Genomic DNA, 21,492 nt, shown 5'->3' with positions numbered 1-21,492 from the left:
TTTATTGCGACTAACGTTTATTGCAGTCCTGCATCACGCTTTCTTATTGCACCTGCCCGGTGACCGCAGGCTCGAACGGGTAGATCCGGCGCCACTCCGACGCCATGTCAACCACGGTCCAGCCACGGGAATTCGCTTCATCGAGGGCTTTGTCGAGCCGGCCGATATCGGATTGACGGTCATAGGCCCATTCGCGCTTGGCGTCGGTGTGGTGCACCAGGCCCATGAAGCGTTTACCGGAACCGGCGGCGGTCCACTGCAGCATCTGCAGGTCACCGTCGGAATTGCCGAAGGCGAGGATCGGCCGTTTGCCGATCACCGCATCAATGCTTTCCGGTTTGCCGGGGCCGTCGTCGTTGTGCGCCAGTTTCGCTGTGCGCACGATCGAGGCCTTGCCGTCCTTGTACTGAAATGACGTGATGAAGGTGGTGCCGATCACCTGTTCCGGCGGGATGCCGTAGACCTTCTCGGCGAAGGCGCGCATGAACCCGGTGTCGCCGCCGGAAACGATGTAGGTCTTGAAGTCCTGTTTGCGCAGGTAGTCGAGCATTTCCAGCATCGGCTGGAAGATCATCTCGGTGTACGGTTTGCCGGTTTTCGGATGGCGCGCCTGACTGAGCCAGGTTTTGGCGTAGTCATCGAAGGCTTCGGTGGTCATGCCGGTGTGGGTCGCCCCGACGATCTTCAGCAGGCCCTCCATGCCGGAAGCGGCCAGCGCCTTGTGATCGTTTTCCAGCACGGCTTTGAACGGCTGGGTAGTCTTCCACTCCGGATGCTGCGCGGCATTGCGCTTGACCTCATCGAAGGCAAACAGCAATTCGAAATAGGCCGGTTGTTCGCTCCATAACGTGCCGTCGTTGTCGAACACGGCGATACGGTCGGCCGGTTTGACGAAATCCTTGCTGGTCTGGTCGGTCACCGCCTGCACGAATTCGATAATGTTCTTCTTCGCCGGGCCGTCATTCCACGACGGCAGCGGCTCGCTGGCCTGAGCCAGCAATGGCAGGGCGAGGCCAAACAACAGGGCGAGTCCGAAACGTTGGCGTTGCCGTAGCGCAGTCGTCATGGGAAATCCTTCTCGTGAACGGGGTTGAGCGGGCGCAGGGCCGAGGCCGGTTTTGCCTGCTGCTGTTCGGCCTGACTGTGAAGCGTAGTCAATGATTCGCGCAGTTGAACGAGTGTTTGCTCGGTGCTTGGCTGACGACCATAAAGCCCGCGTAACAGCCCTTGCAGGCGCGGGCCGGCATCGACCAGTTTCAGCCCCAGCCGACTCCGGCGCAGCCACAGGTACAGCGCGCTCAATTGAGGAGGGCGGGCTTGCAGTTGTGCGTTGACTTGCTGCCAGGCGAAGTCAGGGGATTGCTGCCATGCCCGTAGTTGCGCCTGGCGGCGTACTTGCCACTGTTGCCGGGCGCGGTTAAACGCTGGACGCAACAGATAAGCGGCACCGACGACCGCCACGATCAGGGTCAGCCACCACAGCCAGCGTGTAGAGAAGTGCAGGCGATTCTGGCCGAGTTGCTTGAGGTCTTCGCTGATCGAAAAGACCGCTTTGTAAGGCGTGCCGGCTGCTGCTTCGAACGTCACCGCCGGCACTTGCGCGGTGCGCGATTGGCGAGTGCCGGCGTCCCACCATTTCACCTCGATGGCCGGCAACGTGTGCGAGCCGGCCTTGTCGATGCGGTAGCTGACGCTGTCGATGCGCTGACCGCCGAGGATGTCACCGCGACCGTCGTCCAGAGCGGTGACTTGCGGGGTTTTCGCATAGCGGCTCAGACCGGGAACATCACCGAGCATTGGAATCGGCAGGGCCATGGCCAGTGCGCCGTCCGCTTGCAGGGTCAGTTGGCGGGTGATGCTGTCGCCGACTTTCAACGGCGTCGCCGAGTGGGTGATGCTCTGAGTGAAACGCAAACCGTTGGCCACCAGCGGTGTTTCCCCGGGTTTGAAGCCGGGCGGCTGGGCCGCGCTGAACTGCACCGGTTGGCTCTGCGCACTGATTTCTGTCGTGGCCTGACCGGGTGTGGCGCGCACGGTCAGCGCCGGAATGTCGAAGCTGCGCGCGACGTTCGGGGTAATCAGGTAGCTGTAGCGCAAACCGCTGAAGGCCTGACCGTCGATGGTTTGATTGAGATGCTGCGCCTGACCGTCCGGCGGCATGACCAGGGCGCCGTCGAGCTTCAGGTCGGGCAGGGTGGCGGCGCTGGTGAACCAGGTGTCGGTGAGGACGTCGATTTGCAGCTCGACCAGACCGCCAACCATGGCGCCTTCGGCGGGTTGCAGGTGGGCCTGGACTTTGAGTTGGGGTTCGGCGGCGAAAGCATTGAGGCTGAGCAGACTGGCCAGGAACCAGAAGCTGATTCTTGTAGTGATCAATCTGGCCCCATCGCTGGCAAGCCAGCTCCCACAGGGGCCTCCTGTGCTTTCACTGCTTTTGTGAACACTGCAAAACCCTGTGGGAGCTGGCTTGCCAGCGATAGGGCCAGCAGGGTTTGGACGCTTCATGGCCTGGCTCCCTGCTGATCCTGCAAGCTGAACTTTTGCTTGAGAAACTTCGCCGGCGAGGTGGTCAGGTTCTGCAGCCACAAAGCATCGGACGCAGCCTGCTCGGTCTCGACCTTTTTGCTCTGACCCTTACCCGGCGCCTTGTCGAATTTCACCTCATCGGGCTTGGTCTCCGGGGCGTTTTTCTCGGCGCTTTCGGTGTCCTTGAGCAGCGCTTGCGCCAGCGCCAGATTGGCCGTGGCTTCGGGGAACTGCGGTTGCAGCTTCAAGGCCTGGGTATACGCGGCGATGGCCTCATCGAACTTGAAGCGGCGCACGTAAATATTGCCCAGATAGAAATACGCCTGCGGTGTGTCGAGCCGCGCGAAGGTCGCCAGCGCCAAGTCGTAGTCGGCCGCGTGATACGCCGCGACACCTTTCCAGTACGGGTCGACAAACAGCGCGGCAGCCTGCGGCAAATGCTCATGTTCGAACGCCCAGCGACCTTGCTGGTCGCGGGTGAAAAACGCATCGGTCAGGGCGTTGGCCTGCGCCGGTGCTGCTGGCCAGCTCAAGCCAATCGCCAGTGCTAGCGCGGGCATCCAGTTGACGCTCCAGCCCTTGCGCACATTGCACAGCGCCAACAGCAACAACGGCCAGCACAGCCAGTAACCGGCGTCTTTCCAGTGCAATTCGCGCTGCTCGGCGCTGGCACTCTGAAAATGCTGCTGCGCGTGCAACTCGATCCAGTCCAGATCATCGTCATTGACGCTCAGGCTGCCCAGTGGCGCATCGAGGGCGGAGGCCAGTTGCTTGATTGCTGCCGGATCGAAACGGCCCAGTGCCGGGCGCCCGTTGGCATCGGTGCGCGGCTGGCCGTTGGCATCATGGATGATGCCGCCGTCCTCATTGCCAACGGCCAATACCAGCACTTGTAATGGACTGTCGCCCACACGCTTGTCGAGGCCGTCGAGTTCTGCGGTGTCAGCGCCGTCAGTGATCAGCAGCAGGCTGCCGGGTGTTTTTTCGGCATTGAGCAAGCGTTTCGCCTGATCGATCACCGCGCCGACGTCTTTGCCCGGTTTGTCGATCAATCCGCTGCCCAAGGCTTGAATGAAGGTGTCGAGCAGCGCCGGATCGTCGGTCGGTGGCAACACCAGATGGGCGCTGCCGGCGTAGGCGATCAGTGCGGTGCGAGCGCCGGCGCGGCGCTGGATCAGATCGTGCAGTTTGTGTTTCGCCGCTTCCAGTCGGCTCGGCTGCACATCGCTGGCGTCCATCGATGGCGACAGATCCACGGCGACAATCAGCGGCGCACGATTTTCAAGGAAGTCCGGTCGATCCTGTTCCCAGGTCGGTCCGGCGGCGGCGACGGCGCCGAGGATCAACAGTGCGCACAGCAGGTGCACCGGGCGCAGGCGCTGATGGTCCTGCGGAGTCACCAGCAGATGCGGCAACAAGTGCTCGGCGATATTGCCGCGCAGCCGTCGTTGCAGGTCGCGACCACGCCGCCAGAGCAGCGGCAGCACGGCACCGAACAGTGCGAGCAGCAGCCATAGGGGGCGGAGGAAATGGAAGTCGCTGAGGTTGATCTCCATCTCAGGCCTCCTGCCGCTGACGGGCAAACGCCAGACGCACACGCAGCAGCGCGCCGAGGTGATACAGCCCCAACAGCGCAACCGCCGCGCCCAGCGGCCAGTAGAACAACTCGCGTTGTGGTTGATGGCTGAGGGTTTTCACCTGGTGTGGCGTGAGGCGATCGAGGGTGCTGTAGACCTGATCCAGCGCGTTGCGGTCTTCGGCGCGGAAGAACTGGCCGCCAGTGGTTTTGGCGATCTGTTCCAGCGCCGACAAGTTGACCTTGGCTTCACCGGACGCGCTCGGGTCACCGATGCCGATGGTGTGAATGATCACGCCTTTGTTGGCGGCCATTTCAGCGGCGTGATCCGGGGTGATCGCGCTGCTGGTGTCGTTGCCATCGGTAAGCAGGATCAGCACTTTTTCCTGCTCGTGGGCCTTGTCCAGCAGCTTCAGGCTCAAACCGATCGCGTCACCGATCGCCGTATTGGGGCCGGCCATGCCGATACCGGTGTCGGCCAGCAGCAGCGAGAGGCTGGCGTGATCGAGGGTCAGCGGCGCCTGCGGGTAGGCGCCGGTGCCAAACACGATCAGACCGAGGCGGTCGTCCTTGCGCTTGTCGATAAAGCCCTGCACCACGTCTTTGACGGCAGCGAGGCGGTTGATTTTTGCGCCGCTGGCGTTGGTGAAATCTTCGGTTTCCATTGACTGCGAGAGGTCGATGGCGAGCATCAGGTCGCGTACCGGTTGTTGCCGTTCGATGGGCTTTTCCACGAAAACCGGGCGTGCGGCGGCCAGCAGAATCAAGGCCCAGACCAGAACATTCAGCAGCAGTTGCCAGTGATTGCGGCGGTTGCCGACGATGCCCGGGGCCTCACCGACCGCGCGGCTCATGGCTGCGAAAAACGGCACACGCACGGCACTGCGGGCCTCGTTGTAGGCGGGCAGATAGCGGTAAGCCAGCCAAGGTAATGGCAGCAGAAGCAACAGCCAGGGGTAATCAAGCTGCCACATGGTGATGCTCCATCCAGTATTGGCAGCTGTCGAACAGCGCCAGGCGTTGCGGCGCGGGGAGGGCGCGCAAGGTGTCGTCGGGGGCGTAGGCGAGTTGCGCGAGTTGTTCGCTGAAATCGGCCGGGAGCGGCTTTTTGCAGTGGCGCTGCAAGTAGCCTTGCCAATCCTCCCTCCCCAGCGCCGCAGGACCCTGTAGGAGTGAGCCTGCTCGCGATGGCGTCCGGTCAGTCGATGCATGTGTTGAACGTGATGACGCTATCGCGAGCAGGCTCACTCCTACAGGGATCGGGTTCCACTTTGGGGATTGTGTGGGCATCGAGAGGGCGACGCGCTTGAGCAGCTCCGGCAGTTCACGCAAGGCATTCAAGTCATCACTGCGGCTGCGCAACTGCGTCAGACGCGCCAGGCCTTCGCGCCGATAAGCGTCTCTGCGCCATTGCACATAGCGCCGAATGCCGATCAACAACGCGGCCAATATGAGCAGGGCGAGCAACACCCACCAACCCCACGTCTGCGGCGCATAACTGACCGGCTCGGGCAGGCCCAGCTCTTTAAGCTGTTCAATGCTCGGGATATTCGGGTTCATCGCCGTGCCCCGGCACTTTTGCCCAGCTCGGCGCGCAGTTGTGCGTGCGCCTCTTCGGCGGTGCTGAACATCATCAGCGGCACCTGACTGCGGCGCAGCAAAGTGGCGACGTCTTTCAGCCGGCCGCTGAGAAAATCCCCCAGGGGTTGGTGCACGTTGCGTTTTTCCACCGCCAGTTCCACTTGCAATTCGCCTTGGGTAACCAGCAGGCGGCCATTGCTCGGCAGCTTCATCGCCAGCGGATCGTAGACCTGCAGCGCAATCACATCGTTGTGCGCCGACAATTGCCGCATCAGTTGCAGGGTCCGTTCGCCGGCCCCGGCGAAGTCGCTGACGATGCAGATCAAATGGTCGTGCCCGGCCAGGGCGAGGCAGCGTTGCAAGACCTTGTCCAGCTGGTCTTCGTCTTCGGCGTCGGGATTAGCCGCGCTCAGTGCCTGATTCTGTTCGGCGATACGGCTGAGCAAGGCTTCCACACGTTTACGGCTGCGCAACGGTGCGATGCTGTCGATACGCTGATCGTTGAACACCAGTCCGCCAACCCGGTCGCCGGCGTTGAACACCATCCACGCCGCCAGTGCCGCGAGTTCGGCGCCGAGTGCGGATTTGAAGCTGCGTTGCGAGCCGAAGAACATCGACATGCGCTGATCGACGACGATCAACGCCGGGCGGTCGCGCTCTTCGGTGAAGGTACGCACCACCGGTTTGCCGGTGCGCAGCGAGGCGCGCCAGTCGAGGTGACGCAAATCGTCGCCCGGCTGATAGCGACGCAGCTCATCGAAATTCAAGCCACGCCCGCGCAGGCGCGAAGCATGGTTGCCGGCGAGGATGCTGCCCCGCGGCTGTCGTGCGAGAAAACTCAGGTCACGGGCCTTGAACTCCAGCGCCATCAATTGCGCGAGAGAGACGTAGACCAGACCTTCGTCGTTCATGCCGGAATCGCCACTTTGTCGAGGATCCGGTCGAGCACCTGATCGGCACTGACGCCGTCGGCCACCGCGTCGTAGCTCAATTGCAGGCGATGGCGCAGAACCGGATGCACCACCGCGCGCACGTTGTCCGGCGAGACAAAGTCCTGACCCTGCAGCCACGCATCGGCACGCGCGCAACGGTCGAGGCCAATGCCGCCGCGTGGGCTGGCGCCGATGGCAATCCAGCGCGCGAGGTCTTCGTCGTAATCGGCGGGGTGGCGGGTGGCGTTGATCAGATCTATCAGGTAGCTATCAATGGCCGGGGACACGTGCACGGCGCTGACTTCCTTGCGCGCAGCGAAGATCACCTCCTGCGGCAGGCTGAAACCTTTGGCTGACGTGGTGCTAGCGCCCTGAGCGAACTCTTCGTTGCGCAGCAGGCGCAGCACCTGACTTTCGTTTTCCGCGCTCGGGTAGTCGAGCAGGACTTTCATCAGAAACCGGTCCATCTGCGCTTCCGGCAGCGGATAGGTGCCTTCCTGTTCGATCGGGTTTTGCGTCGCCACCACAATAAACAGGTCGGGCAGGGCATGGCTGTTGCCGGCCACCGTAATCTGGCGCTCTTCCATAGCCTCAAGCAACGCCGCTTGCACCTTGGCCGGCGCGCGGTTGATCTCGTCGGCGAGGATCAGGTTGCCGAACAGCGGCCCCGGCTGGAAACGGATTTCGTTTTTGCCTTCGACCTGATGCAGCACCTCGGCCCCGGTGATGTCCGAGGGCAGCAGATCCGGGGTGAACTGGATGCGGCTCATCTTCGCGTCGAGGTGCTTGGCCAGCGCCTTGACCGTGCGGGTCTTGGCCAGCCCCGGCAGACTTTCCAGCAGCAAGTGACCGTTGGCCAACAGGCCGAGGAGGATCTGGCGGATCACCTGATCCTGGCCGAGTACCGCTTCGGCGATGCTGGCTTGCAGGGCGTTGAGGTCGGTAAGCGCAGTCATGGGGGCAGTCCTTTGTGTCCGGTCTAGAAAAAGGCCAGGGTCAGGTTGACGCTGAAGCCGTTGCCTTCAGGGCGGTTCTTGGTGTCGAACTCCGGTACCCAGCGCGCACTGATATTGGCTTGGGCGTCGGCGAATTTACCGGTCCAGCCCACGACTGGGCCGGCGCCTACAGAGCGTCCGCGATAACCATTGAAGGTGTCGGCGGTCTGGCCTTTGTCATCGGTGAGTTGCTGGATGTAGCCGGCCGCAATACCCGCGCTCCAGCCATCGCCAAAACCATGGATCCACAGTGCGTCGAGGGTGAAGATGTTGCCGTTGCGATAGTCGGTGGCGTCGTTCTCGGTATAGAACTCAAGACCGCTGGACAGCGTGAGTTCGCCGCCCTTGCCATCCAGATGCGTGAACGCCACCGTTGGCATGAAGGTGTAGTTGTTCTGTCCCGGGTTGGCCAGACGATCCTTGTTGTAGGCGCCGGTTGGCACGTAGATCGGCAGCGAAAACGAGATGTGGTTCAGCTCATCGAAGTGATAGCCGGCGGCAATCGGCGTGATCAAGGCGTCGGCGAATTGCGTACCTGAGTCACTGTCACCCAACGTCCGTCCGCGCGGGCCGGTGATGCTGGCTTTGATGTCGGTGTATTGCACCGGCACACCGATTGCCGAGGCGTAGTTCCATGGACCTTTGCCGGTGTCCCAGACGTGGGTGAAGTTGCCCATGGTGTAGGAGACTTTCATGTCGATCCCGCCGCTGACTGCGCCGGAAATCGGTGCACCGTCACTGCCCTTGAGCGAGCCGTCGTACCAGATGCTGGTGAGCGACATGACCCAACCCGGCTCGGGCGGGACGATCCCGGCGTTGGAGAACACCTGCTGGCCGGTGATCGGGCGGCCGACACCGCCCTCTGCTGCGTAAAGCAGAGGACTGCCGATCATGCACAGCGCCAACAGCGGGCGCACAACGTTGGGCTTGATCATCAAAAACTCCGCTTATTGTTTTGAATTGATCGGGTTGAGCAACGGCATTTTCCATTCACCACTGGCGACTTCCGGTTTCGGTATATCAAGGCGAACAATCCCCTGTGCCGAGCCGTTTGGTGTCGGCGGGCAGTTGGGCTGCTGGGCGCCGACGCCACAGCTGACAAACATGGTCATCAGGCCGTATCCGGTGGCTTTGAAAACAGCGTGCATGGCGTTTTCCTTATTTGCCGAATGTCACATTGATACCCGTGTACACAACGAACTGCGGCAGCCCGTCGCCCTTGCGGTCGACCGTCCACTGCGGCTCGACGAAAGCGTTGAGGATGTTGCTGCCGGACTTCCAGGCTTTGCCAACACCCAGACCGAGCGGGATGTAGTGGGTGTCGTTTTTCAGGTCGAAAGTCCAGGTGCCGGTGGAGCGCAGGTACCAGCCTTTTTCCAGGTTATGGATGATGAACGGCTGCATGGTTGCGCTCTCGACGTGCGGGCGATCGTTGTCACCGGCAAACGAACTCTGGTACTGCACCAGCGCGCCGAGCAGTCCGCGCGGCGAGGCGTCGATGGCCACGGCGGCGAGGCCACCTTGCCATTTGCCGGTACCGAGTTCGTCCTGTTCGGCGGTCGGCGCAGTGATCAACGGGCCAATGCCCAATTGCACGCCTTCGGTTTTCAGAATGAAGATATCGAACAGGTTCAGATCGCCGATGCCGGTGCTGTAACCGTTGTGCGGATCGGGGCGGGTGCTGATCGGTAGCGTGGCGCGGACCAGTTGCGGCACGCCGATGAAATCGTTGGGCGCAATCGGCAGGGTGCCGCGCAGCAACACGTCATTGCTGTGCGCATTGCTGTCGTAGAGTTTCGGAGTGTAGTAGTCCTGCAGATTGGCGCCGGGCGCCACGTTCAACGGGTTGTTGCTTTTGTTCGAGTCCTCGGCGTTATCCGCCTGCACGCCACACGCAGCCGCCAGCGCACTCGCCAGAAAAAGAGTCTTCCCCACTCGATTGAACATCATCCCCGATTCCCTGGTGGCTTCTGGATACTCGGCACTTCTCGGCCGTTACGGCGTAATCCCTTTCTTATCAAGCCTGTAGGACACGTCTGAATGACGCTAGCAGCTAATCGGGAGTTAGCCAGCCGAATGGATTAATTCTTTGGTTTTGTGTACGGGTTCACAGGTGATTGTGTACCAACTATTCCATTGCTTACGGTGTAGGAGCTGTCGAGTGAAACGAGGCTGCGATCTTTTGATCTTGGTTTTGTGGATCAAAATCAGAGAATCGTCCGGTCGCGGTTTGAGCTCTCGGCAACTCCTACCCATACGTATTTCAATTCGGGATGTTTAAAGGTTGTTTTGATTTTGCGGAACGTTCCCACAAGGTTTTCAGGTTGTCCGTCGGACGTCGGGTCTCTAGCCTGTGTTCGTCGCTGCCAAATCAGCGACCGGGACTGGAAACCCCGACGGGTATTAGTGGCGCGTACACGCCTTTCATAACGTATCCTTGCGCACTTCAAATGTGTGCACTCCGTTATGGCGGCTGTGCGCGGGAGACCTTCGGGTCGACCGGGTCGCCGCTGCCCGGGTTTCCAACCTGCGTACAGCTGCCACCTCTTCGTCCGGAAACCGAATGGGACAGCTCCAACTTTCAGCGGAGTTACACCATGAAAAAACCAACACCCAACCCCCCAGAAGCAGAAGCCGACACTACATCCCCCTACGCCTCGGTCGACAGTAAAAAGCTCCACGAAGCCGCCGACCGCGCCCTCGATTTCTACCTCAACCCCTCCGCCCACATCATGTCCAGCGCCAACGAGCCGGAACCCATGTACCTCGCCAATCCCAGGTACAACACCGAATCCCTGCTAGCCAACGCCAGCGAAACCCTCGGCTCGGCCAGCGAAATGCTGATCAACTTCGCCGCCTCGCTGGAAACCTCGCAGCGCAAGACCGCATTGGGCATCGCACAGGTCGTCATGCTGGGCGAACTGGCCGTCAACCAAGCCCTCGATCACGTCGAACTCAAAAACTGATCGCCCTTGAATGATCATTCCCACGCTCTGCGTGGGAATGCTGCCCTTGACGCTCTGCGTCAAATTCGCAAGCTGGAACGCGGAGCGTCCCTTGAGGCGTTCCCACGCAGAGCGTGGGAACGATCAGAATCAAAAGATCGCAGCCTTCGGCAGCTCCTACATGTGATGTCCGGTTTAGCTGTTTTTCTTGGCCTGTTCGCGGACGCGTTCTTCTTGCGCACGCGCTTCGGGGGTGAACTCGGCGCCGAAGTCTTCGGCAGAAAATATCTGACGGATTTCAATATCGGACTCGCCCGGCATTGGGTTAGGGCAGCGCTTGACCCATTCGATGGCTTCTTCTTTCGACTTCACTTCCCAGATCCAGTAACCCGCCACCAATTCTTTGGTCTCGATGAACGGCCCGTCGATGACCGTGCGTTTGTCACCGGAGAAATGCACGCGAGCGCCTTTGCTGCTCGGATGCAAGCCATCGCAATCGATCAGGATGCCGGCCTTGACCAGTTCTTCGTTAAAATTGCCCATTGCGGTGATCAGTTCTTCGCTGGGCATGATGCCGGCTTCCGAATCGGCGTTGGCTTTTACAAGGATCATGAAGCGCATGGCGTTTACTCCGTGGATTGTGGGGATTCGTTGTTTAGTCGAACGGGCCACACTTGAATCGACAGGGTCTCTGGTAAAAGTGCGGAGAATTTTTCACACCGCAGATCTCATTGTAGGAGTGAGCCTGCTCGCGATGGCGGTGGGTCATATACGCAGATGTTGACTGACAGACCGCTATCGCGAGCAGGCTCACTCCTACAGGGGAATGGTTGTGGTTTTGTATACAATTTTTCGAGCAGGCACCCAACAATTTCTAAACAGGGCATAGGTCGTAGGACAATTTCGTGGTTAACTTCGGCCTCTTGCATGCTTTCCAATCAAAACATCAGAAGGACTCAAGTCATGGCTCAAGTCACCCTTAAAGGCAACCCGGTTCAAGTCAACGGCCAGTTGCCACAAGCCGGTTCCAAGGCGCCAGCCTTTTCTCTGGTTGCCGGCAATCTGTCCGACGTCACCCTGAAAGACTTTGCCGGCAAGCGCAAAGTGCTGAACATCTTCCCAAGCGTTGACACCCCGACCTGCGCCACCTCCGTGCGCAAGTTCAACGCTCAGGCCAACGACATCGCCAACACCGTGGTGTTGTGCATCTCCGCTGACCTGCCGTTCGCCCAGGCGCGTTTCTGCGGCGCCGAAGGCCTGGAAAACGTACAGAACCTGTCGACCCTGCGCGGTGCCGAGTTCATCGAGAACTACGGCGTGGCCATTGCTGACGGCCCGCTGAAAGGCCTGACCGCTCGCGCCGTTGTGGTTCTGGACGAAAACGACAACGTCCTGCACAGCGAACTGGTCAAGGAAATCGCTGAAGAGCCTAACTACGAAGCGGCCCTGTCCGTTCTCAAGTAAGCGCTTTTACAATTGTTAACGGCCTGGCCCTGTCCAGGCCGTTTTCATTTGTGTATCAGTGTTTTGCCTCACACCTTGAAACGTAAGGTGTAAGTAAATTGCCGGTAAAGCTGCTTTGCTAATTCCCCATCAGTGCTTATCGTTCAGCCTCCCGTAAAAGAAGCCCACGCGCCCAATGGTTAATCACTCCATGCAATCGTCCCCCCGTAACTCCCGTCGCTGGCTGATCAGCCTGCTTGTCTTGTTGGTGATCGCCGTCCTGTGCTGGAAATTCTGGCCCGCCGGTTCAGCCCACAAGGAGGGCGCTGACAAGGCAGCCGCCGGGCACACCGGGCGTTCGGGGATGATGCGGCCGGGCTTCGGTGGTGGTAGCGGGCCAATCCCGGTACGCGTGGCGCCAGCAGTCACCGGCGACTTCCCGCTGTACTACAAGGCGCTGGGCACGGTGACCGCTCTCAACACCATCAATGTGCGTAGCCGGGTGGGCGGCGAATTGGTCAAGATCAATTTCGAAGAAGGGCAGATGGTCAAGGCTGGAGACCTGCTGGCCGAGATCGACCCGCGCCCGTACCAGAACGCCTTGCTGCAGGCCGAAGGCACCCTGCTGCAGAATCAGGCGCAACTGAAAAACGCTCAGGTCGATGTCGAGCGTTATCGCGGTCTGTACAAAGAGGACAGCATCGCCAAACAGACGCTGGACACCGCCGAAGCGCTGGTCGGTCAGTATCTCGGTACAGTCAAGACCAATCAGGCCGCGGTCAACGACGCCAAGCTCAATCTCGAATTCACCAAGATCCGCGCACCGATTGCCGGGCGTGTCGGTCTGCGTCAGGTTGACGTCGGCAACCTTGTCACCGCCAACGACACCACGTTCCTCGCCGTGATCACCCAGACGCAACCGATCAGCGTCGCCTTCACCTTGCCGGAAAACAGCCTCGAAACCGTGCTCGCCCGTTATCGCAGCGGCGCCAAGCTGCCGGCTGAAGCGTGGGATCGCGGCGACAGCAAACTGCAAGCCACCGGCGTTCTGCAAAGCCTCGACAACCAGATCGACGTCGCCACCGGCACCCTGAAGTTCAAGGCCCGCTACGAAAACCGCGATCAGGCGTTGTTCCCCAACCAGTTCGTCAACGTTCACTTGCTCGCTGACACGCTGAAAGGCGTGGTGCTGGCACCGTCGGCGGCCATCCAGTTCGGCACCAACGGCACCTTCGTCTATGCACTGGATGGCGACAAGAAAGTCACCATTCGCCAATTGAAGATCGGCGCCAGTGATGGCGAAAACACCGTGGTCACCGAAGGCCTGGCCGCCGGCGACCGCGTGGTGCTGGAAGGCACCGACCGCCTGAAGGAAGGCAGTGAAGTGGAAGTGGTCAACGACAGCAATCAAGTGCCGACCACGCCGACCGAACACCTGCAAGGCAAATCTGCCGCCACCCCGACTGACGCTGCTGTTTCCGACAAGGCCAAGAAGGGCGCATGAACATTTCGCGGCTGTTCATCCTCCGACCGGTAGCCACCACCCTGAGCATGCTGGCCATTGTGCTGGCCGGCCTGATTGCTTATCGCTTGCTGCCCGTTTCTGCACTGCCACAAGTCGATTACCCGACCATCCGCGTCATGACCCTGTATCCCGGCGCCAGCCCGGATGTGATGACCAGTGCCGTGACGGCGCCGCTCGAACGCCAGTTCGGGCAGATGCCGGGCCTGACGCAAATGGCCTCGACCAGCTCCGGCGGTGCGTCGGTGCTGACGTTGCGTTTCAGCCTCGACATCAACATGGACGTTGCCGAGCAGCAGGTGCAAGCCGCCATCAACGCCGCGACCAATCTGCTGCCAACCGATTTGCCGGCACCGCCGGTGTACAACAAGGTCAACCCGGCGGACACCCCGGTGCTGACCCTGGCCATCACCTCGAAAACCATGCTGCTGCCCAAACTCAATGACTTGGTCGATACGCGCATGGCGCAGAAAATCGCCCAGATCAGCGGCGTCGGCATGGTCAGCATTGCCGGCGGTCAGCGTCAGGCCGTGCGCGTCAAGGTCAATCCCGAGGCTCTCGCGGCCAACAGCCTGAACCTGTCCGACGTGCGCACCTTGATCAGCGCTTCCAACGTCAACCAGCCGAAGGGCAACTTCGACGGCCCGACCCGCGTGTCAATGCTCGACGCCAACGACCAACTGACCTCGCCCGAGGACTACGCCAATTTGATCCTCGCCTACAAGAACGGCGCGCCGTTACGGCTCAAGGACGTTGCGGAAATCGTCGATGGCGCCGAGAACGAGCGTCTCGCGGCGTGGGCCAACAAGAATCAGGCCGTGCTGCTGAACATCCAGCGTCAGCCGGGTGCCAACGTCATTGAGGTGGTCGACCGCATCAAGGCGTTGCTGCCAAGCATCACCGACAACCTGCCGGCCGGCCTCGATGTCACCGTGCTGACCGACCGTACGCAGACCATTCGCGCCTCGGTCACTGATGTGCAACACGAATTGCTCATCGCCATCGCCCTGGTAGTAATGGTGACGTTCCTGTTCCTGCGCCGCGCCAGTGCGACGATCATTCCATCGGTGGCCGTACCGCTGTCGCTGATCGGCACCTTTGGCGTGATGTATCTGGCCGGGTTCTCGGTGAACAACCTGACCCTGATGGCCCTGACCATTGCCACCGGTTTTGTGGTCGACGACGCCATCGTCATGCTCGAGAACATCGCGCGCTTCATCGAAGAGGGCGACAGCCCGATGCAGGCCGCACTGAAGGGCGCCAAGCAGATTGGCTTTACCCTGATTTCCCTGACCCTGTCGCTGATCGCGGTACTTATTCCGCTGTTGTTCATGGCCGACGTGGTGGGGCGCTTGTTCCGCGAATTCGCCATCACTCTGGCTGTGGCAATCCTGATTTCACTGGTGGTCTCGCTGACCCTGACGCCGATGATGTGCGCGCGCTTGCTCAAGCGTGAGCCAGAAGCACATGAGCAGGGCCGTTTCTACCGCGCCAGCGGTGCAGTCATCGATTGGATGATCGCCGAGTATGGTCGGATGCTGCGCTGGGTGCTCAAGCATCAGCCGCTGACCTTGCTGGTGGCTATCGGCACGCTGGCGTTGACCGTGTTTCTGTACATGGTGGTGCCGAAGGGGTTCTTTCCGGTGCAGGACACCGGGGTGATTCAGGGTATTTCCGAGGCTCCGCAGTCGATTTCCTTCGCGGCGATGGGCGAGCGTCAACAAGAGCTGGCGAAGATCATTCTCGAAGATCCGGCCGTACAGAGCCTGTCGTCCTACATCGGTGTCGACGGCGATAACGCCACGCTCAACAGCGGCCGCTTGCTGATCAACCTCAAGCCTCACGGTGAGCGCGATCTGAGCGCCACAGAGGTGATTGCGCGCCTGCAACCGCAGCTGGACAAACTGGTTGGCATCCGTCTGTTCATGCAACCGGTGCAGGATCTGACCATCGAGGACCGCGTCAGCCGCACGCAATACCAGTTCAGCATGTCTTCGCCGGATTCCGAACTGCTCAGCCAGTGGAGCGGCCGCCTGGTCGAAGCGCTGGCCCAGCGTCCGGAACTGACGGACGTAGCCAGTGATTTGCAGGACAAGGGTTTGCAGGTCTATCTGGTGATCGACCGCGATGCCGCCTCACGCCTGGGCGTTTCGGTGGCGAACATCACCGATGCGCTGTACGACGCCTTCGGGCAGCGACAGATCTCGACCATTTACACCCAGGCCAGCCAGTACCGCGTGGTGCTGCAGGCCCAGGCCGGGGAGAAGATCGGCCCGCAGGCGCTGGACCAGATTCACGTCAAGACCACCGATGGCGCACAGGTGCGTCTGTCGAGTCTGGCCCATGTCGAAGAGCGGCAGGCGCAACTGGCGATCACCCATATCGGCCAGTTCCCGGCGGTGATGATGTCGTTCAACCTGGCGCCCGGAGTGGCGCTGGGGCATGCGGTCGACATCATCGAGCAGGTACAGAAAGACATCGGCATGCCCGTCGGCGTGCAGACCCAGTTCCAGGGTGCAGCGGAAGCTTTCCAGGCGTCATTGTCGAGCACTTTGCTGCTGATTCTGGCGGCAGTGGTGACCATGTACATCGTGCTAGGCGTGCTGTACGAGAGCTACATTCACCCGATCACCATTCTTTCGACCTTGCCGTCGGCGGCGGTCGGTGCGTTGCTGGCGTTGCTGCTCAGCGGCAATGACCTGGGCATGATCGCGATCATCGGTATCATTCTGCTGATCGGTATCGTGAAAAAGAACGCGATCATGATGATCGACTTCGCCCTCGATGCTGAACGCACCCAAGGCATGGCGCCGGAACAGGCGATTTATCAGGCGGCGCTGCTGCGCTTCCGGCCAATCCTCATGACCACGCTGGCGGCGCTGTTCGGTGCGGTGCCGTTGATGCTCGCCACCGGCTCCGGGGCTGAATTGCGTCAGCCGTTGGGTCTGGTAATGGTTGGCGGTCTGCTGGTGAGCCAGGTGCTGACGCTGTTCACCACGCCAGTGATCTACCTGTATTTCGACCGCCTCGGCCGGCGCTTTGGCAAGACTAATGCTGACACTGAAGAGGTGTCGGTATGACTGTCCGAACACATAACCCCTGTAGGCCTTCGCCTGCTCGCGATGAGGCCGGCACCTGCGACATCAATGTAAACAGACACACCGCTATCGCGAGCAGGCTCACTCCTACAGGGGATTGGTGTGACGTTGGGGATCGCGTTCGATGAACCTCTCCGGTCCTTTCATCAAGCGTCCGGTCGCGACGATGCTGTTGAGCCTGGCAATCATGCTGCTCGGCGGTGTGAGTTTCGGCCTGCTGCCAGTGGCGCCGCTGCCGCAAATGGACTTCCCGGTGATCGTCGTGCAGGCCAGCCTGCCTGGTGCCAGCCCGGAGGTCATGGCATCCACCGTGGCAACGCCGCTGGAGCGCTCATTCGGTGCGATTGCCGGCGTCAACACCATGAGCAGCCGTTCCAGTCAGGGCTCGACCCGGGTCATTCTGCAATTCGACCTCGACCGCGACATCAACGGCGCGGCGCGGGAAGTGCAGGCGGCGATCAACGCTTCGCGCAACCTGTTGCCGAGCGGGATGCGCAGCATGCCGACCTACAAGAAGGTCAACCCGTCGCAGGCGCCGATCATGGTGCTGTCGCTGACGTCGGACGTGCTGGAAAAAGGCCAGCTCTACGATTTGGCTTCGACCATTTTGTCCCAGAGCCTTTCCCAGGTGCAGGGCGTCGGCGAAGTACAGATCGGCGGCAGTTCGCTGCCGGCGGTGCGTATCGAACTCGAACCGCAGGCGCTGAATCAGTACGGTGTAGCGCTCGACGATGTGCGCAAGACCATCGCCGATGCCAACGTACGCCGGCCGAAGGGTTCGGTCGAAGACGGCCAGCGTTTGTGGCAGATCCAGGCCAATGATCAGCTGGAAAAAGCCAAGGATTACGAATCACTGATCATCCACTATGCCGATGGCGCAGCGCTGCGCCTCAAGGACGTGGCCAAGGTCAGTGATGGCGTCGAAGACCGCTACAACAGCGGCTTCTTCAACGATGACGCCGCCGTGCTGCTGGTGATCAACCGCCAGGCCGGCGCCAACATCATCGAGACGGTCAACGAGATCAAGGCGCAACTGCCGGCCCTGCAAGCGGTGTTGCCGGCCAGCGTGAAGCTGAATCTGGCCATGGACCGCTCGCCGGTGATCAAAGCCACCCTGCATGAAGCCGAGATGACCTTGCTGATTGCCGTGGCGCTGGTGATTCTGGTGGTGTTTCTGTTCCTCGGTAACTTCCGCGCCTCGCTGATTCCGACGTTGGCCGTGCCGGTGTCGCTGGTCGGCACCTTTGCGGTGATGTACCTCTACGGTTTCTCGCTGAACAACCTGTCGCTGATGGCGCTGATTCTGGCCACCGGTCTGGTGGTGGACGACGCCATCGTGGTGCTGGAGAACATTTCCCGGCACATCGACGAAGGCGTCAAACCGATGCAGGCCGCGTACCTCGGGGCCAAGGAAGTCGGGTTTACCTTGCTGTCGATGAACGTCTCGCTGGTGGCGGTGTTCCTCTCGATCCTGTTTATGGGCGGGATCGTCGAGAGCCTGTTTCGCGAGTTTTCCATCACCCTGGCCGCAGCCATCGTCGTGTCGCTGGTGGTTTCCCTGACGCTGACGCCGATGCTCTGCGCCCGTTGGCTGAAGCCGCACACACCCGGCCAGGAAAACCGCCTGCAACGCTGGAGCCGTCGCACCAACGACTGGATGGTCGGCAAATACGCCAGCAGCCTCGACTGGGTGCTGCGTCACCGGCGTCTGACCTTGCTCAGCTTGCTGATCACCGTCGGCGTCAACGTTGCGCTGTACGTGGTGGTGCCGAAAACCTTTATGCCACAGCAGGACACCGGCCAGTTGATCGGTTTCGTACGCGGCGACGACGGCCTGTCGTTCAGCGTGATGCAGCCGAAAATGGAAATTTTCCGCCGCGCCGTGCTCAAGGACGAAGCGGTGGAAAGTGTCGCCGGGTTCATTGGCGGCAGCAACGGCACCAATAACGCCTTCATGCTGGTGCGTCTGAAGCCAATCAAGGAGCGCCAGCTCAACGCGCAGAAAGTCATCGAGCGCCTGCGCAAGGAAATGCCCAAGGTCCCCGGTGCGCAACTGATGCTGATGGCCGATCAGGATCTGCAATTTGGCGGCGGCCGCGAACAGACCACGTCGCAGTACAGCTACATCCTGCAAAGTGGTGATCTGGGCGAGTTGCGCAAGTGGTATCCAAAAGTGGTTACCGCGTTAAGGGCCTTGCCGGAACTGACGGCGATTGACGCCCGAGAGGGAGCGGGTGCCCAGCAAGTGACGTTGATCGTCGACCGCGATCAGGCCAAGCGCCTGGGGATCGACATGGACATGGTTACCTCGGTATTGAACAACGCCTACAGCCAGCGGCAGATTTCGACGATCTACGACAGCCTCAACCAGTATCAAGTGGTGATGGAGGTCAATCCGAAATACGCCCAGGACCCGGTGACGCTCAAGCAGGTGCAGGTGATCACCGCTGACGGTGCGCGGGTGCCGCTGTCGACGTTCGCTCATTACGAAAACAGCCTGGAAGACGACCGCGTCAGCCACGAAGGCCAGTTCGCCTCCGAAGACATTTCCTTCGACATGGCCGAAGGCGTGACGGTGGAGCAGGGCAGTGCTGCGATCGAGCGGGCGATTGCCAAGCTCGGCCTGCCGGAAGACGTCATCGCAAAAATGGCCGGGACCGCCGACGCCTTCGCCGCGACGCAAAAGAGCCAGCCGTTCATGATTCTCGGGGCGTTGCTGGCGGTGTATCTGGTGTTGGGTGTGCTGTATGAAAGCTACATTCATCCGCTGACGATTCTGTCGACCCTGCCGTCGGCCGGTGTCGGCGCGTTGCTGTCGATCTATGCGCTGGGCGGCGAGTTCAGCCTGATCTCGTTGCTCGGGTTGTTCCTGCTGATTGGCGTGGTGAAGAAAAACGCCATTCTGATGATCGACCTCGCGTTGCAACTGGAACGGCATCAGGGCCTGTCGCCGCTGGAATCGATCCGCAGCGCCTGTCTGCAACGCTTGCGGCCGATTCTGATGACCACCCTGGCGGCGATTCTCGGTGCCTTGCCGTTGCTGCTCGGCCGGGCCGAAGGCGCGGAAATGCGCCAGCCGCTGGGCCTGACCATCATCGGCGGGCTGATTTTCAGCCAGGTGCTGACGCTTTACACCACCCCGGTGGTTTACCTCTATCTTGACAAGCTGCGCCATCGTTTCAACAAATGGCGTGGCGTGCGCACTGACGCCGCTCTGGAAACTCCGCTATGACTGACCGTTCGCTTTTCAATCTGGCCACCGTTCGCGGCTCGCGTCTGCTGAGCCTGTCGCTGTGCGTGGCGATGCTCAGTGCCTGCGCCGTCGGCCCGGACTACCAACGGCCGCAAACTGCGGAAATCGCCCAGTACAAGGAGGCCGAGGGCTGGACTCAGGCCAACCCGAGCGATTCACTGGCCCGTGGGGCCTGGTGGGAGTTGTATGGCGATCAGCAGCTCAACGGCTTGATCGAGAAACTCAACAATTCCAACCAGACCGTCGCGCAGTCGGAAGCCCAGTACCGTCAGGCTCAGGCGTTGGTGCGCAGTGCCCGTGGCGCGTTTTATCCGAAAGTAGACTTGAGCCTCGGCAAGACCCGCTCCAGTCAGGGCACTGGCAGCAGCAGTTCGAGTCTGAGCAGTTCTTCCAGCGGTATCCGCGACACCTATAACGCCGAACTTGGCGTCAGTTGGGAAGCGGACGTGTGGGGCAAGCTGCGCCGTGGACTGGAAGCCGATGAGGCCAGCGCTCAGGCCAGTTTTGCCGATTTGGCTGCGATGCGCCTGAGCCAGCAATCGGAGCTGGTGCAGAACTACCTGCAACTGCGCGTGATCGATCAGCAGAAACGCCTGCTCGAAGCCACGGTCGCCGCCTACGAACGCTCGTTGAAGATGACCCAGAACCAGTACCGCGCCGGGGTTTCCGGGCGCGATGCGGTGGCGCAGGCACAGACACAACTGAAAAGCACCCAGGCCGATCTGGTTGACCTGATCTGGCAGCGCGCGCAATTCGAAAATGCGATTGCCGTGCTGACCGGGCAAGCCCCGGCGGATTTCAACATTGCCGAAGTGCAGACCATTCCAAAGCTGCCGCAAGTGCCGTTGAGCCTGCCCTCGCAGTTGCTGGAGCGGCGCCCGGACATCGCTTCGGCGGAGCGTTCGGTGATCGCTGCCAACGCCAACATCGGCGTGGCCAAAGCGGCGTATTACCCGGATCTGAGCTTGAGTCTGAGCGGCGGCTACAGCAGCAGTACTTCGCAGAACCTGGTCAGCCTGCCCAACCGTTTCTGGTCGGTGGGGCCGAAACTGGCGCTGCCGCTGTTTGACGGTGGCATTCGTTCGGCGGAAGTCGACCGCACCGAGGCGGTGTATGACCAGACCGTGGCCAAGTACCGTCAGACCGTGCTCGACGGTTTCCGCGAAGTTGAAAACTATCTGGTGCAGCTCAAGGTGTATGAAGACGAAGCGGCGGTGCGCCAGGAGGCGCTCGATGCGGCGCGCGACTCCCTGCGCCTGACGGAAAACCAGTACAAGGCCGGGCTGATTGCTTACATCGACGTCGTGGTGGTGCAAGCCACGGCGCTGAGCAATGAGCGCAGCGTGCTGAACATTCTGCAAAGCCGCTTGATTGCTAGCGTGCAATTGATTGCGGCGCTGGGCGGTGGTTGGGACGGGCAGCTGGATGTGAGCGATAACACCCGCTGAAGGTTGGCTTCACTGATCATTCCCACGCTCCGCGTGGGAATGCCTCAACGGACGCTCCGCGTTCGACTTTGAAGGGACGCGGAGCGTCCCAGGCTGCATTCCCACGCGGAGCGTGGGAACGATCAAAAGCTGTGACGCCGCGCCAGAGCCTTGTCGGACGATCGAACAAGCGT

Annotated in this window: 17 protein-coding genes; 6 read left to right on the top strand and 11 right to left on the bottom strand. The window is 60.9% G+C overall.

The annotated features are described in order from the left end of the window. Window positions 1-43 precede the first annotated feature (43 nt). From ACM6JQ_RS17620 to ACM6JQ_RS17575, 10 genes are read right to left on the bottom strand one after another with little or no spacing between them, the layout of a single operon-like run. Window positions 44-1,066, bottom strand: a complete 1,023-nt coding sequence (locus ACM6JQ_RS17620) for an HAD family hydrolase (protein WP_414894330.1) — start codon at window positions 1,064-1,066, stop codon at window positions 44-46. Next, a complete protein-coding gene (locus tag ACM6JQ_RS17615; protein ID WP_414894329.1) occupies window positions 1,063-2,505 on the bottom strand; it encodes a hypothetical protein in 1,443 nt (480 codons plus the stop codon). Before ACM6JQ_RS17615 ends, ACM6JQ_RS17620 begins: the two co-directional genes overlap by 4 nt. Continuing rightward, window positions 2,502-4,082, bottom strand: a complete 1,581-nt coding sequence (locus ACM6JQ_RS17610) for a VWA domain-containing protein (RefSeq protein ID WP_414894328.1) — start codon at window positions 4,080-4,082, stop codon at window positions 2,502-2,504. Before ACM6JQ_RS17610 ends, ACM6JQ_RS17615 begins: the two co-directional genes overlap by 4 nt. Before the next feature lies 1 nt (window position 4,083). Beyond that, window positions 4,084-5,076, bottom strand: a complete 993-nt coding sequence (locus tag ACM6JQ_RS17605; protein ID WP_414894327.1) for a vWA domain-containing protein — start codon at window positions 5,074-5,076, stop codon at window positions 4,084-4,086. Then, window positions 5,063-5,662, bottom strand: a complete 600-nt coding sequence (locus ACM6JQ_RS17600; protein ID WP_414894326.1) for a DUF4381 domain-containing protein — start codon at window positions 5,660-5,662, stop codon at window positions 5,063-5,065. Before ACM6JQ_RS17600 ends, ACM6JQ_RS17605 begins: the two co-directional genes overlap by 14 nt. Next, window positions 5,659-6,594, bottom strand: coding sequence for a DUF58 domain-containing protein (locus ACM6JQ_RS17595; RefSeq protein WP_007914387.1), 936 nt, complete (start codon window positions 6,592-6,594; stop codon window positions 5,659-5,661). Before ACM6JQ_RS17595 ends, ACM6JQ_RS17600 begins: the two co-directional genes overlap by 4 nt. Beyond that, a complete protein-coding gene (locus ACM6JQ_RS17590; protein WP_007914385.1) occupies window positions 6,591-7,571 on the bottom strand; it encodes an AAA family ATPase in 981 nt (326 codons plus the stop codon). Before ACM6JQ_RS17590 ends, ACM6JQ_RS17595 begins: the two co-directional genes overlap by 4 nt. Window positions 7,572-7,594: 23 nt before the next feature. Then, window positions 7,595-8,545, bottom strand: a complete 951-nt coding sequence (locus ACM6JQ_RS17585; RefSeq protein WP_414894325.1) for a transporter — start codon at window positions 8,543-8,545, stop codon at window positions 7,595-7,597. 12 nt (window positions 8,546-8,557) lie between these two features. Beyond that, entirely contained in the window at window positions 8,558-8,758 is a 201-nt protein-coding gene (locus ACM6JQ_RS17580) for a hypothetical protein (protein ID WP_095112060.1), read from the bottom strand. Between the two features lie 10 nt (window positions 8,759-8,768). Next, a complete protein-coding gene (locus ACM6JQ_RS17575) occupies window positions 8,769-9,557 on the bottom strand; it encodes a hypothetical protein (RefSeq protein ID WP_095112199.1) in 789 nt (262 codons plus the stop codon). A 650-nt stretch (window positions 9,558-10,207) separates the two neighbouring features. Here ACM6JQ_RS17575 and ACM6JQ_RS17570 point away from each other — a divergent pair. Beyond that, a complete protein-coding gene (locus ACM6JQ_RS17570; protein ID WP_414894324.1) occupies window positions 10,208-10,576 on the top strand; it encodes a DUF6124 family protein in 369 nt (122 codons plus the stop codon). 174 nt (window positions 10,577-10,750) lie between these two features. Here ACM6JQ_RS17570 and ACM6JQ_RS17565 read toward each other — a convergent pair whose 3' ends face one another. Beyond that, window positions 10,751-11,176, bottom strand: coding sequence for a YciI family protein (locus ACM6JQ_RS17565; RefSeq protein WP_095112062.1), 426 nt, complete (start codon window positions 11,174-11,176; stop codon window positions 10,751-10,753). A gap of 342 nt (window positions 11,177-11,518) precedes the next feature. Between ACM6JQ_RS17565 and tpx the strand changes: the two genes are divergently transcribed. The 5 genes from tpx to ACM6JQ_RS17540 all read left to right on the top strand — a co-directional run bounded on the left by tpx (window position 11,519) and on the right by ACM6JQ_RS17540 (window position 21,319). Then, complete coding sequence (gene tpx / locus ACM6JQ_RS17560; protein WP_007914372.1) at window positions 11,519-12,019, top strand: thiol peroxidase; 501 nt, start codon at window positions 11,519-11,521, stop codon at window positions 12,017-12,019. Between the two features lie 175 nt (window positions 12,020-12,194). Beyond that, on the top strand, window positions 12,195-13,502 hold the full coding sequence (locus ACM6JQ_RS17555) for an MdtA/MuxA family multidrug efflux RND transporter periplasmic adaptor subunit (RefSeq protein WP_095112064.1): 1,308 nt from the start codon (window positions 12,195-12,197) through the stop codon (window positions 13,500-13,502). After that, window positions 13,499-16,600, top strand: a complete 3,102-nt coding sequence (locus tag ACM6JQ_RS17550) for an MdtB/MuxB family multidrug efflux RND transporter permease subunit (protein WP_414894323.1) — start codon at window positions 13,499-13,501, stop codon at window positions 16,598-16,600. Before ACM6JQ_RS17555 ends, ACM6JQ_RS17550 begins: the two co-directional genes overlap by 4 nt. 142 nt (window positions 16,601-16,742) lie before the next feature. Next, on the top strand, window positions 16,743-19,850 hold the full coding sequence (locus ACM6JQ_RS17545; protein WP_007914366.1) for an efflux RND transporter permease subunit: 3,108 nt from the start codon (window positions 16,743-16,745) through the stop codon (window positions 19,848-19,850). After that, entirely contained in the window at window positions 19,847-21,319 is a 1,473-nt protein-coding gene (locus ACM6JQ_RS17540) for an efflux transporter outer membrane subunit (protein WP_123375383.1), read from the top strand. The genes ACM6JQ_RS17545 and ACM6JQ_RS17540 overlap by 4 nt, the downstream gene beginning before the upstream one ends. Window positions 21,320-21,492: the final 173 nt, after the last annotated feature.

Origin of the sequence: Pseudomonas sp. IT-232MI5, from assembly GCF_949767845.1 — a bacterium.
GTDB lineage: Bacteria > Pseudomonadota > Gammaproteobacteria > Pseudomonadales > Pseudomonadaceae > Aquipseudomonas.
The sequence above is the reverse complement of the archived record's forward strand: the minus strand, read 5'-3'. Positions and strand labels throughout refer to the sequence as shown.